The following is a 13,519-nucleotide window of genomic DNA, read 5'->3' as shown; positions in this document are numbered from 1 at the left end:
AGGTGTGAAGGTCAGTTGGGCAATGCCGGCGCGCGGCGCCAGTGCTGCGTGGCGTGTTCGAACGCTTGTGCCAGTTGCAGCAGGGCGTGCTCCTGCCGATACCGGCCAACGATCTGGATGCCCACTGGCAACCCCTCGCCGGTAAAGCCACAGGGCACGGAAATGGCCGGATGCCCCGTCAACGACAGGTAGTAGCCCGAGCGCATCCAATCGATGTAGTTGTGCATCGGCGTGTCTTCAATGCGGCTCACGGTTTCGTGTTCCACCGGAAACGGCAACACCTGACTGACCGGGCCGATCAGGAATTCGTGCGTCTGCATGAAGGCGTGCATGCGCGCAAACAGCGCGGCGCGGTCGCGCTCGGCCTGGATGACGGCCGCAGCCGATTGCTGCAAGCCCAGTTCAATATTCCAGATGACCGTGTCTTTCAACAGATGCCGGTGCTCGCGCAGCACGGCTTCGTAGCCCACCGCGAAGGTTTGGCCGCGCAAGGCCTGGAACGACGCGTCCGCGCCGGTGAAGTCGGGGCAGGCGGGTTCCACGTGCGCGCCTAACTCGGCGAAGACGGGCAGCTGGCGGTCCAGCACTTCCAACACCGCACGTTCGACAGGCAGGCCGCCCCACGTCGGCGCGTAGGCGATGCGCACGCCCTTGAAATTACGGGCCAAGCTGTCCAGGAAGCGCGCGGGATCTTGGTCGATGGCCAGCGGGTCGCGCGCGTCGTTGCCCGCGGTGGCGGCCAGCAGCAGCGCCACATCGGCCACCGTGCGGGCCATGGGGCCGGCCACCGTCAGCGCGTTGTACGGGCTGGCCGTGGGCCATTGCGGCACGCGGCCGGGCGACGGGCGCAGGCCCACCACGTTGCAGAATGACGCGGGGTTGCGCAGCGAGCCGCCCATGTCCGTGCCGTCGGCCAGCGGCGTCATGCGCGCGGCCAACGCGGCGGCCGCGCCGCCACTGCTGCCCCCCGCAGTCAGGCGAAGGTCGTAGGGGTTGCGGGTGGCGCCGAAGACCGTGTTGAACGTCTGCGAGCCCGCGCCGAATTCGGGCAGGTTGGTCTTGCCCAGCGTAATGGCGCCGGCCGCGCGTTCGCGGCTGACGATGAGGCTGTCGCGCTCAGGCACGAAATCGCGATATAGCGGCGAGCCGTAGGTGGTGCGCATGCCGGCCGTCAGGAACGAATCCTTGTGCACGATCGGCAAGCCATGCAGCAAGCCCAGCGGGTGGCCGGCGGCCTGGCGTTCGTCGGCTTGCGCAGCGCGGGCCAGCGCGCCTTCGGCGTCCAGCGTCACAATCGCGTTCACACTGGGGTTGCAGGCGTCGATGCGCGCCAGATGGGCGGCGGTGACGTCGCGGGCGCTGACATGGCCGGCGGCGATCTCGGCGCGCAGGGCCACGGCGGTCATCTCGCAAAGGGGGGAAGTCGAAGTCATTGCGGCTTGGTTGTATTGCTATGCGATACAAAGTATTGAATAATCAACTTTATAGTGCGTATTTGGTGCGCGAACAATTCGGGGAAACTAGCCCCGCCACGTGCGCCAACGCCGCGCCACCGCCGCGCCAAACCCGCGCCACCCCGCCATTTCCCTTGTGCAAGACCTCGGCCAGACGCTCATGACCCCTCGCCAACATCCGGTTGCTGACATCCCCACTCCCGATGCCGACGACCCCTTGTTCGTCGCGTCGCTGGAAAAGGGCATGCGCGTGCTGGACGCTTTTCGTGACGCCTCGGACTCCTTGGGGCTGACCGACATCGCTACCCTGACCGGCCTGGGCAAAAGCGCGGCGCAACGCTTTGCGCATACGTGGGAACGCCTGGGCTACTTGGTCAAGGACCCGGCCACGCGCCGCTACCGCCTGGGGCCGCGCGTGGTGGAGCTGGGCTATTACTTTCTGCGCAGCGACCGCCTGGTATCCATGGCCGCACCGCATCTGGTCGCGCTGCGTGATCGCTGCGGCCTGGCCGTGCACATGAGCGTGCTGGCGGGCGATGACATGATCTATCTGCTGCGCCTGCCCAGCCGGCAGTTGACGTTGGCCGAAATGCTGCCGGGCCGCCGCATGCCGGCCTGGTGCAACAGCGGCGGGCGCATGCTGCTGACGCAGTTGGACGACAGCGCCATCGGCCAGACCCTACAGCGGTCGCCCCCGCGCGCGTTCACGCCGCGCACCGTGGTCGAGCCCGGCGCCTTGCTGGCGCTGATCCGGCAAGCGCGCGACGACGGCTATGCATTGACCGAAGATCAGGTGCTGCAAAACCAGGTTGGCGCGGCCGTGTTGCTACGCGATGCGCGAGACGTGCCACTGGCGGCAATCAGCGTCAGCGCGCCCCGCCACGACTATCCCAGCGACCGTTTGCTGCGCGATATCGTGCCGCAACTGTTCCGCACGGCCCAGGCGATTCAGCACGCCTGACAGAAAATTTTCCACCCGCTTTGCATTCTTTCGATTTTTTGTGCATAATTCGGCCCCTCTACCTGTTCCCCGATAGCTCAGTCGGTAGAGCGACGGACTGTTAATCCGCAGGTCGCTGGTTCGAGCCCAGCTCGGGGAGCCAAGAATTCAGCAATGCAAGCTTCATCCGCATTGCTCGCAGTACCCCTAAAAAAGCCCGCAACTTTGGTTGCGGGCTTTTTGCATTGGGCTTTTTGCATTGGGCTTTTTGCATTGGGCTTTTGCCCCGCGCCTTTCGATCAGCGTAGGATGACGCGCATCCCGTCCTGATGCTGCACTGCTGATTCCATGCGTTCCACGCGATCCCTGCCTGCCCTGGTTTCCCTGCGCGCGTTCGAAGCGGCCGCGCGCCGCTTGAGCTTTTCGCTGGCCGCGCAGGAACTCTTCGTCACGCAAAGCGCCATCAGCCACCATATCCAACGGCTGGAACGCGAATTGGGATTGGCGCTGTTTGAACGGCGCACGCGCGCCGTCGCGTTGACGCCCGCGGGGCAGGCATATTACGACCATGTGCATGCCGCGTTCGAATTGCTGCGGCAAGGCACCGACGCGATCCGCGCACCGGCTGTGGCGCGTACGACGCTGACGGTAGGGCTGCTAGCCTCGTTCGCCACCCGCTGGCTCGCGCCGCGCTTGCCAGCCTTCGCGGCCGCGCATCCCGATATCGACCTGCAACTGCAACCCGACATCAGCCTGGCCGACGTGGCAGGCGGCGATGTGGACGTCGCCATCCGCTATGGGCGCGGCGTGTGGCCCGGGGTGAAATCGCGGCTGTTGATGACCGAGCGGCTGTCTGTGGTCTGCGCGCCCAGCCTTGTCGCCGGCCGCAAGCGCCCGCGCACGCCGGACGATCTGCTGCGCCATCCGCTACTGACCTCGCACGCCAAGCAGCCCTTTGAATGGGACGCCTGGGCACGGCGCTATGGGATGGACCTGGGCCGCGCGCAGACCGTGCGCCTGCACGACTACAACATCGTCGTCGAAGCGGCGTTGGCGGGGCAGGGCCTGGCGATGGGCCGGCACCGGCTGATTGCCCCGCACCTGGCCAGTGGCGCGCTGGTGCAGGCGCTGCCTGACGCCGTGCTGGAAGATGCGCGCATCGGCTGGTGGTTCGTCGCGCCGCGCGGCGCGCTCACCCCCGCAGCGCAAATGCTGCATGACTGGCTGAAGCAGGCCGCCGCCGAATCCACTGGCTCCGGCACTGGAACCGGAACCGGAACCGGAACCGGAACGCATTAGTTTTACTCATACGTAAAGCGCAAGAATTGATTGGTCAGACGCGGCCCGCACCGATAGCATCAACGCTATCTCCAACCGTTTAAGGTGCACCGACATGACCCGCTCGATCTCTGGCCGCGTGGCCGAACTGGGCTACGCCCTGGAAGCCGCCTCCGCCCCCGCCGCCAACTACGTTCCGTTTGTTCTGGAAGGCAACCTGCTCTATATCTCGGGCCAAATTTCGCGCAAAGGCGGCAAGCCCCAGTACCTGGGCCAATTGGGCAACCAGATTTCCGATGCCGATGGCGTTGAAGCCGCCAAGCTGTCCGGCCTGGGCATCCTGTCGCAAATCGCCGCCGCCACCGGCGACCGCCTGGACCGCGTTGCACGCGTGGTGCGCCTGGGCGTATTCGTGGCCAGCACGCCGGATTTCAACCGCCAAAGCGCCGTCGCCAATGGCGCGTCCGACCTGATGGTGGACGTGTTCGGCGACGCCGGCCGCCATTCGCGCAGCGCGGTGGGTGTGGCCTCGTTGCCGCAAGGCGTGGCCGTGGAAGTTGAAGCCGTGATTGCGCTCACGCCCGCCTGATTTTTCGACAACATCCATCGCAGGCTCGTCTGAGCCTGCGCCTACGACACGCTCCGAGCCCCCCATGTCTGCCCCTCTGACTTCCGACGCCCGACTCGCCTTGCGCGCCCGCACGCCCGGTGCGCAACGCTGCGTCCACTTCAACCATGCCGGTTCGTCGCTACCGTCCGCCGCGACCGTGGATGCCGTCCACGAGCACCTGCTGCGCGAAGCCACGCAAGGGCCGATGGAAGCCGGAGTGCGGTCACGCGCGCTGACCGAAAGCGCCCGCACGCTGGGCGCGCAGTTGCTTAACGCGCAGCCTGAAGAGATTGCGCTGACCACCGGCAATTCCCATGGCTGGGGCGCGGCCTTCGCGGCGCTGCCGCGCTGGCAGCCCGGTGGCCGCATTCTGGTCGGCCGCCACGAATGGGGCGGCAATCTGGCCACGATGCGGCTTCACGCCGAACGCGCCGGCGCGGTGCTTGAAACGATTCCGTCGGATGCGAGCGGCTGCGTGGACGCCGATGCGCTTGCCGCCATGGTGGACGAACGCGTGCGCCTCATTGTGCTGACGTGGCTGCCTGCCAACGGCGGCCTGATCAACCCGGCCGCCGCGATCGGACGCGTGGCGCGCCAACACGGCATTCCGTACTTCGTCGACGCCGCGCAAGCGCTCGGCCAACTACCCATTGATGTGGAGCAAGTTGGCTGCGACGTGTTGACCGGCCCGGGGCGCAAAGCCTTGCGCGGCCCGCGCGGCACCGGCCTCTTGTATGTGCGCCGCGCGTTCCTGGATCAGCTCACGCCCGCCTTCGTCGACACCCACTCCGCCCCCTTGAACGCCGACGGCCAGCCCGTGCTGCGCGCCGATGCCGCGCGCCTGGAAGGCGCCGAGAGCGCGCTGGCCTTGCGTTGCGGCCTGGCCAACGCCTTGCAGGAAGCGCTGGACCTGGGCTTGGACACGATCCGCGCCACCATCGACGCCACCGCCCGCACGCTGCGCACGGAGCTTGCCGCCATTGACGGCATCACCGTGCTGGATCAGGGCCACGAACAATCGGGGCTGGTGGCCTTCAATCTGGCGGGCCAGGACGCGGCCGATGTGCAGCGCGCACTGGCGGCGCAAGGCATCACCATCGGCAGCAATGGCGTGCCCTACACGCCGCTGGACATGCAGGCGCGGGGTCTGACGCAGATTGCGCGGGCCTCCGTCAGCTACCTGACGAGCGACGACGAAATCAGCCAGCTGCTGGATGGCTTGCGCAAGCTGGCGCGATAAGCCTTACGTCACCGGGCGACGCACGGCCGGCGCAAAAACGGCGACCACTTCGTGAAGACGAGCAGGTTGCCCACCATCACCAGCGCCAAACCGGCGAACGCAGCCGGTGTCCACTGATAGCCCTCGGCCACCGTCGACACGCTTAGCGCCACCACCGGAAACAGCACCGTGCAATACGCGGCGCGCGCCGGACCCATCCGGCCGACCAACGTCAGATATGCGGTGAAACCAATCACCGACCCCGGAATCGCCAGGTACAGCAGGGCGCCGACATACTGCGAAGATCTGTCGAATTCAAACGGCAGACCCGCCACCAGGCACCCCGCCAGCAAGATCGACGCGCCGTACAACATGCTGTACGCATTGCCCGTCAGCGGGCGGATGCCGGCGCGCTGCTGCAAGGACGACAGCATGTTGCCCGTGGAAAAGCAGAACGTGCCCAGCAGCGCAAACCCCAGGCCCAGCAGCGTTTCGTGGCTGGCCGCCTGGCTGGACAGCTCCGGCCAGAACAGCAGCACCAGGCCCGAAAAGCCGAACGCGCCCGCCAGCATCACGCGCGGCGCAATCCGGGTGCCGAACCACAGCCGGGCGTTCAGCGCGTTCCACAGGGTGGCCGCCGAAAACACCACCGACACCAGCCCGCTCGGTATCCATTGCGTTGCGGTGTAGAAGCACAGGAAGTTCAAACAGAACAAGCACAGCCCCTGACCCACACAGAGCCAGTGTCCGCGCCGGTCCAGCTTCTGCAATTTGCGGGTCAGCAGCAAGGCGGCGAACAGCACCAGGCCCGCCAGCGCGAAGCGATAGAAAATGGACACGGGAATGGCCACCACGCCAAGCTGCAACTTGATGGCGATCCAGGTGGTGCCCCAGATGACGACGGTCAGGAAATACAGAAAGAGATTCACGATGCGATACGCAAGAAAAAGGGGACGTGAGGCCGACCCGTCAAACCCGGATCGCCTGGCCGCGAGTGTGCGCCTGGCCACTCATCCGCGATTGCCGATTCTTGCGGTTATTCCGTCAACGTTCGCGCGGCCCGCGCCAGATCGCAGTAGCATTTGAACCCTATGGGTTCCGCTGCCTCGGCCCCGGCCGATTTCTCCGTTTTCCGCACCCTCTCGCGCTCCACCGCCACGCTGGAGCGCGCCGCGCCGTTGGGCGAAGGAATGGCCATTTCGCAGTGGGCGCGCAGCGCGCACGAGACGCTGGGCTACGACTCGCCCGGCCACCACACGCTGTCGCTCTACCTGCATGGCGGCGACAAATCCTTCCGCGTCGGCCGCGACACACTGCATGGCGGCGCCGGCAAGTTCTGCGTGCTGCCGGCGGAACATTATTCGCGCTGGTGCATGAACGACACCGTGCATTTCCTGCACCTGTACATCTCGCCCGAACGGCTGGCGCGCGAAGCCGTGATGCGGCTGGACTGCGAACCCCGCACGCTGGAACTGCGCGACCGCACCTACATTCAGGACGACTCGCTGATCGATGTGTGCCGGCAGCTGCTGGGCACCGACTGGGCGCAGCCGGCAGACCGGCTGGCCGCCAGCAGCGCCGCCGAAACCGTGCTGCACCACCTGCTGATCCAGGGCGTGACCCGCAAGACCGCGCAGCCCGCGCGCGGCGGGCTGGCGCCGGCCGTGCGCCGCCGCATCATGGACTATGTGGACGCGCACCTGCACGAGGCCCTGACGCTGGACGAGCTGGCCGGCGTGGCCGCCTTATCCACCTATCACTTCGCCCGCATGTTCCACACCTCGTTCGGTGAACCGCCGCACGCGTGGGTGCGCGCACGCCGGCTGGCGCACGCGCGGCGTTTGCTGGCGGCCGGCAAGGGCGACCTGGCCGGCATTGCGCAAGCCAGCGGTTTCGGCAACGCCAGCCACCTGTCCCGCGTGTTCCGCGACGCAGTCGGCGTCACGCCCGGCCAATACCGCAGCGCCCGCCGCCAGCACTGAAACCCGCCGCCGTCCGGGTCCCGTCCAGCCCCGCGTCCATTCCCCCGCTCAGCCCCGGCTCCTGACTTGCGCGGTCTACAATGGCCCACCGCCTCAACGGCCTGACGCCGCGGCCCGACCGCGCTTGCTCCCGACGCGATGCCGTCTTCGAACTCTCGCGATTTTGATCCTCTGGCCGGCCCCGCCGCGCCGCGTCCGTTGCGCGCGCATTGGCTGGCTGAACTCATCCGCCTGCGCGAAACCCATTGGGGTCCGCTGGATGACGCCGACGCCGTGCGCCGCGTGCGGCAGCTGGACACCGATCTGCCTTCCCGCATCCTCGCCCGCGCCGGCTTGCTCGCGCAGCGCGAAAACCTGACATCGCTCGTCGACACCTGGAGCCGCAGCGCCAAAGCGATGCTGGCGGCGTTGTTCGTGATTGCGCTGCTGTCGGGCATTGGCGTGGCCCTGGGCGCGCTGGGCGACGGCGCCCGGCCCGTCAATGTGTTGTGGGCGCTGGGCGCGTTGCTCGGCCTGCACGCGCTGACCTTCCTGTTGTGGCTGGCCAGCTTCCTGCTCCGGGCCTCCGCCATGACAGGTCTTGGCCGTCTATGGCTCTGGGCCACCCGCAAGCTCGCGCGCGGCCCCGACGGCGCGCTGGTGCCGCAAGCATTCCTGAACCTGCTGGCGCGCGCAGGCGCGTTGCGCTGGCTGTTCGGCGTCATCAGCCATCTGCTGTGGCTGACCGCGCTGTGCGCCGCCCTGGCGGCCTTGCTGGTGGTGCTGTCCACCGCCAGCTACCGCTTCATCTGGGCCACCACGCTGCTGGCGCCCGACACCTTCGTCTGGCTGACGCAAGCCATCGGCTGGCTGCCCGCGCATCTGGGCTTTCCGATGCCCGACGCCGCCATCATCCTCGCCAGCGACGGCACGCAGACACTCGCCGCCGAGGCGCAGGTGCAATGGTCGCTATGGCTGATCGGCGTGGTGGTTGTCTACGGCATCCTGCCCCGCCTGCTGGCCGGCGCGCTGTGCGGCGTTGCCACGCTGCGCGCGCTGCGGGCCTTGCGCATTGATCCTTCGCTGGCCGGTTTCGCGCCCTTGCGCGATCGTCTTGAGCCGCCCGCGCAGTCCACCGGCATCGACCGCCCTGTAGACCCGCTGCACGAACCGCGCGTGCAATCGGCGCCGCTGTCGGGCCTGGCGGGCCAGCCCGTGCTGCTGGGCCTGGAACTGCCAACCGACCTGCCCTGGCCGCCCGCCGACGTGCCTGCGCCCATCCAGGTCGCCGGCAACCTGGACACGCGCGAAGAACGCAACCGCGTGCTGGATGCGTTGGCGCAGGCCGCGGCCTCGCGCCTGGTCATCGCCTGCGATGCGCGCCAGACGCCTGACCGCGGCACCTTGTCGCTGATCGCCGAACTGTCCGCGCACGCGCAACACACCCGCGTCTGGCTCATCGCGCCGTGCGGGGCCACTGCACACGCCACACGCGCCGCGTTGTGGCGCGAGCGGCTGCTGGCGCTAGGCCTTGCCGCCGACGCCATCCTGCAAACGCCTGCCGCGCCGCTCGCGTGGCTGGAGTCCGGCCATGGCTGACGACTTGATCAAGATCGCGCTGGTAGGCCACACCAACACGGGCAAGACCTCGCTCTTGCGCACGTTGACGCGCGACACCACGTTTGGCGAAGTGGCCGACAGCCCCGGCACCACGCGCCATGTCGAAGGCGCGCGCCTGCGTCTGGACGGACGCGCCGTGCTGGAATGGTTCGACACGCCGGGCATGGAAGACAGCATCGCGTTGCTGGAATACCTGGAACGGCTCGCCAGCCCCGACGAACGCCTGGACGGCCCCGCGCGCATCCGCCGCTTTCTGGATACGCCCGAAGCGCACGGCCGCTTCGAGCAAGAAGCTCGCGTGTTGACGAAGATGCTGGACTGCGACGCCGCGCTGTACGTCATTGATGCGCGCGACCCCGTGCTGGGCAAGCATCGCGACGAGCTCTCGATTCTGGCCGCTTGCGGCCGGCCTCTGCTGCCCGTGCTGAACTTCGTCAACGCGCCCGCGCACCGTGCCGATGAATGGCGTGGCGCAATGGCGCGCTTGGGCCTGCATGCGGTGGTGGAGTTCGACACCGTTGCGCCGCCGCTAGATGGCGAGCAACAGCTGTACGCCAAGCTGGGCGTCTTGCTCGACCGCCATGCCGCCGCGCTGGCAAAGCTCTCCGACAGCCTGTCCGCGCAACGCCGCCAACGCCACGACGCCGCCTACGAACTGCTGGCCGATCTGCTCATCGATGTGGCGGCGCTGCATCTGTCCAGCCCCAGCGACGACGACGCGCTTGCCGCCACATCGAACCAATTGCGCGATCAGGTGCGCCAGCGCGAGCAAGCCTGCGTGAACGCCTTGCTGGCGCTCTACAACTTCCGCCCCGCCGATGTCACCGACGACGCGCTGCCGCTGCAAGGCGAGCGCTGGGGCATGGACCTCTTTCATCCGCAGGCCTTGAAAGACATGGGCGTGCAGGTAGGCATGGGTGCGGCGGCGGGTGCGATGGCGGGCGCGGCGGTGGACCTGTTCAGTGCAGGCTTGAGCCTGGGCACCGGCATGCTGATTGGCGCGGCGGCAGGCGGCTTGTGGCAGGGCGTTGAGAAGCTGGGCAAGCGCATGGCCGGCAAGCTGCGCGGCTGGCGCGAGATCAGCGTGGACGACGCCGTGCTGCGCTTGCTGGCGCTACGCCAGCGGCAACTGATCGACGCCTTGGAACGCCGCGGCCACGCCGCGCGCGAGCCTTTGACACTACGTCTTCCGGATGATGACGCGTGGCGCAAAGGCCCATTGCCCGAAGCACTGAAAGAAGCGCGCAGCCGGCCCGAATGGTCGGCGCTGGGCAAGCACTACGAAGATAGCGACCGCCGCAAGCGCGTGGTGCGCGACTTGGCGAAAACCCTTGCTAGCGCGCCGCCATCCGCCCCCTGATCCGCCCCGCCGCAAGCCGCGCCAAACGCACCATTCAACGCTGACGGCAAGCACGGACTAACCCCAACCCAAACCGATTGACGCTTAAACGAATCGCTCTATAAGATTCGATCTGCATCGGCGCGGGTCCGTCCCCGTCATGACAATCACAAGGGGTTGGGTCCATCGTGAAGTCGAAGTCTTCGGCAGTGATTTCCGGCATCGCCCTCCACGGCCTGCGCGCAGTTCGCGCCGCGCGCCGCCCAGTCCAACACCGTCTTTCGTCGTAAGCAGCAACGCCATGCCCCGAGTCCCACAGGGGCCGGGGCCCTGTCACTTCTGTCGCGCGACACGCGCACCAACGGAGCATGAGGGCTATGCGTACTTTTCCCCACCTAAAGCAAGCTGCGCTGGCGGCCGCCATTGCCGCATCGCTGGCGTTCAGCGCCGGCGCGGCCGCCAAGACCTTCCACTGGGCGTATCAAGGTGACGCCACATCGATGGACCCGATGGCGTTGAACGAGACCTTCACGCTGGGCTTCCAGGGCAACATCTACGAAACGCTGGCGGGCTACGACGGCAACCTGAAACTGACGCCGCTGCTGGCCGAAAGCTGGGAAAACCCCGAGCCCACCAAGTGGGTCTTCAAGCTGCGCAAAGACGTGAAGTTCCACGACGGTTCGCCCTTCACGGCGGACGACGTCATCTTCTCGTGGAAGCGCAGCCTGACCCCTGGCTCCGACATGAAGGGCTACGGCGCCAAGGCGTCCGACATCAAGAAGGTGGACGACTACACCATCGAAGTCACCACCCCTACGCCCAACCCGATCTTGCCGCGCGAATGGGTGTTCCTGTACATCATGAGCAAGACGTGGGCCGAGAAGAACAAGACGACTGAAGCCACCAACGTCAAAGGCGACAACCAGGGCAACTATGCCAACCTGAACGCCAACGGCACCGGCCCCTTCATGCTGGTGTCGCGCCAGCCGGATGTGAAGACGGTGCTCAAGCGTTATGACGGCTACTGGAACAAGAACATCAAGACCAACGTCGACGAGGTCATCTTCCAGCCCATCACGCAGGAAGCCACGCGCGTGGCCGCGCTGATCTCTGGCGAAATGGACCTGGTGCAGCCGGTGCCCGTGCAAGACTGGAAGCGCCTGGAAGACGCCAAGGGCGTGAAACCGCTGACGGCGCCCGAAGCGCGCGCCATCTTCATCGGCATGGACCAGGACCGCGACGAACTGCTGTTCTCGGACGTCAAGGGCAAGAACCCGTTCAAGGACCCGAAGGTGCGCGAAGCCGTCGTGCTGGCGGTCGACACCAAGGCCATCAACGACAAGATCATGCGGGGTGCAGCAAAGCCGCTGGGCTCGCTGGTGGCTACCGCCATCAACGGCTACGCCGATTCCTATGGCGCACCGTACAAGCCCGACCCCGAACGCGCCAAGAAGCTGCTGGCCGAAGCGGGCTACCCGAAGGGCTTCACCGTCACCATGGACTGCCCGAACGACCGCTACGTCAACGACGAAAAGGTCTGCCAGGCGGTGGCCGGCATGTTGGCGCGCGTGGGCATCAAGATCAACCTGCTGGCGCAGACCAAGTCCAAGTACTTCGGCAAAATCCTGCTGCAAGCCGGTAACCAGACCAGCATGTACATGCTGGGCTGGACGCCCAGCTCTACCGACGCGCACAACGCGCTGCTGAACCTGGCGGCGTGCCGTGATGCGAAGACGGCGGCTGGCCAGTTCAACCTGGGCGGCTACTGCAACAAGAAGGTTGACGACCTGACCAACAAGATCGGTGTTGAAACCGATCAGACCAAGCGCAACGCAATGATCAAGGAAGCCTTCGAGATCGTGCGCAGCGACTACGGTTATTTGCCGCTGCACCAGCAGCCCATGTCGTGGGGCGTGAAGGACAACATCAAGGTCATTCAACGCGCCGACGACGTGCTCGACCTGCGCGATGTGGTGTTGCCGTAAACCTGCCGTAAACCTTTGACGTTGTATGCCCCGGATGGCGCAAGCCGTCCGGGCGCACCTGGCCCAGCTTCGCTTTCAAGCGTTCTACGCAAACGCGGCCCGGCGTTATCTGCAAACGAGGGCACCCGATAATGCTTTCCTTTATTGCGCAACGGCTTATCCAGTCGGTGCTGGTGATGTTGACGGTGGCGCTGATCGCGTTCTCCATGTTCCGCTATGTCGGCGACCCGATCGCCAGCATGGTCGGCCAGGACACCACCCCTGAACAACGCACGCAACTGCGCGAACAGCTCGGCCTGGACGACCCCTTCGTGGTGCAGTTCGCGCGCTTTGTCGGCAACGCGGTGCAAGGCGACTTCGGTATCTCGTACCGTCAGCGCCGGCCCGTCAGCGAGCTGCTTGAAGAACGCATGCCCGCCACCTTGGAATTGTCTTTCGTGTCCGCCGTGATGGCGTTGGCGCTGGGCATTCCGATGGGCATCTACACCGCGCTCAAACGCCACGGCATTCTGTCCAAGACCTTCATGGCGGTGTCGCTTGCCGGCATCTCGCTGCCCACGTTCCTGATCGGCATTCTGCTCATTCTTGTGTTCGGCGTGCAGCTGCGATGGCTGCCCAGCTTCGGACGCGGCGACGTCGTCAGTTTGGGCTGGTGGACAACGGGCTTTCTGACCAAATCAGGATGGCTGGCGCTGATCATGCCGGCCATCACATTGGCGCTGTTTCAGATGACTTTGATCATGCGGCTGGTGCGCGCCGAAATGCTGGAAGTGCTGCGCGCTGACTTCATCAAGTTCGCGCGCGCCCGCGGCCTGCCGGAACGGCTCATCAATTTCCGCCATGCGTTAAAGAACACGATGGTGCCCGTCATCACCATCACGGGCTTGCAGCTGGGCTCGATCATCGCGTTCGCCATCATCACGGAAACGGTGTTCCAGTGGCCGGGCATGGGCCTCTTGTTCATCCAGGCCATCAGCATGGTCGACATCCCCGTGATGGCGGCTTATCTGGTGCTGATCGCCTTCATGTTCGTGGTCATCAACCTGGTCGTCGACCTGCTGTACTTCGCCGTGGACCCGCGTCTGCGCGTGCAGAGCAAATAAGGGAATCAAC

The 13,519-nt window shown here is 66.2% G+C and carries 11 protein-coding genes and 1 tRNA gene; 10 read left to right on the top strand and 2 right to left on the bottom strand.

The genetic code is table 11. The features are described from left to right. Nucleotides 1–11: 11 nt before the first annotated feature. Nucleotides 12–1,433, bottom strand: coding sequence for an amidase (locus tag AC1DB0_RS08610; protein WP_476757358.1), 1,422 nt, complete (start codon nt 1,431–1,433; stop codon nt 12–14). Nucleotides 1,434–1,614: 181 nt separating this feature from the next. On the opposite strand from AC1DB0_RS08610, the gene AC1DB0_RS08605 reads away from it, so the two are divergent. From AC1DB0_RS08605 to AC1DB0_RS08585, 5 genes are all read left to right on the top strand, one after another. Continuing rightward, entirely contained in the window at nt 1,615–2,415 is an 801-nt protein-coding gene (locus tag AC1DB0_RS08605; RefSeq protein WP_476757357.1) for an IclR family transcriptional regulator, read from the top strand. A gap of 66 nt (nt 2,416–2,481) precedes the next feature. Then, nucleotides 2,482–2,557 (top strand) — tRNA-Asn (locus AC1DB0_RS08600). Between the two features lie 185 nt (nt 2,558–2,742). Continuing rightward, nucleotides 2,743–3,693 (top strand): transcriptional regulator GcvA, encoded by a 951-nt coding sequence (gene gcvA / locus AC1DB0_RS08595; RefSeq protein WP_476757356.1) that lies wholly within the window; start codon nt 2,743–2,745, stop codon nt 3,691–3,693. 94 nt (nt 3,694–3,787) lie between these two features. Beyond that, nucleotides 3,788–4,261, top strand: coding sequence for a RidA family protein (locus AC1DB0_RS08590; protein WP_054421024.1), 474 nt, complete (start codon nt 3,788–3,790; stop codon nt 4,259–4,261). Nucleotides 4,262–4,325: 64 nt separating this feature from the next. Further along, nucleotides 4,326–5,522 carry an aminotransferase class V-fold PLP-dependent enzyme gene (locus tag AC1DB0_RS08585; protein WP_476757355.1) on the top strand — a complete coding sequence of 399 codons (1,197 nt, stop codon included), beginning with the start codon at nt 4,326–4,328 and terminating at the stop codon, nt 5,520–5,522. Between the two features lie 8 nt (nt 5,523–5,530). On the opposite strand, the gene AC1DB0_RS08580 is transcribed toward AC1DB0_RS08585, so the two are convergent. Further along, nucleotides 5,531–6,430 (bottom strand): DMT family transporter, encoded by a 900-nt coding sequence (locus tag AC1DB0_RS08580; protein ID WP_476757354.1) that lies wholly within the window; start codon nt 6,428–6,430, stop codon nt 5,531–5,533. A 162-nt stretch (nt 6,431–6,592) separates the two neighbouring features. On the opposite strand from AC1DB0_RS08580, the gene AC1DB0_RS08575 reads away from it, so the two are divergent. From AC1DB0_RS08575 to AC1DB0_RS08555, 5 genes are all read left to right on the top strand, one after another. Beyond that, nucleotides 6,593–7,483 (top strand): helix-turn-helix domain-containing protein, encoded by an 891-nt coding sequence (locus tag AC1DB0_RS08575; protein ID WP_054421021.1) that lies wholly within the window; start codon nt 6,593–6,595, stop codon nt 7,481–7,483. A 138-nt stretch (nt 7,484–7,621) separates the two neighbouring features. After that, nucleotides 7,622–9,061, top strand: a complete 1,440-nt coding sequence (locus tag AC1DB0_RS08570; RefSeq protein WP_476757353.1) for a DUF2868 domain-containing protein — start codon at nt 7,622–7,624, stop codon at nt 9,059–9,061. Continuing rightward, a complete protein-coding gene (locus AC1DB0_RS08565; RefSeq protein WP_175170691.1) occupies nt 9,054–10,442 on the top strand; it encodes a GTPase/DUF3482 domain-containing protein in 1,389 nt (462 codons plus the stop codon). The genes AC1DB0_RS08570 and AC1DB0_RS08565 overlap by 8 nt, the downstream gene beginning before the upstream one ends. A gap of 356 nt (nt 10,443–10,798) precedes the next feature. Then, nucleotides 10,799–12,406, top strand: a complete 1,608-nt coding sequence (locus tag AC1DB0_RS08560; protein WP_054421018.1) for an ABC transporter substrate-binding protein — start codon at nt 10,799–10,801, stop codon at nt 12,404–12,406. Between the two features lie 131 nt (nt 12,407–12,537). Next, nucleotides 12,538–13,509, top strand: a complete 972-nt coding sequence (locus AC1DB0_RS08555) for an ABC transporter permease (RefSeq protein WP_054421017.1) — start codon at nt 12,538–12,540, stop codon at nt 13,507–13,509. Nucleotides 13,510–13,519: the final 10 nt, after the last annotated feature.

The sequence above is a fragment of the Achromobacter sp. 10T422 genome (assembly GCF_056394065.1).
Note: the sequence above shows the minus strand (reverse complement) of the source record. Positions and strands in the feature narration are given on the sequence as shown.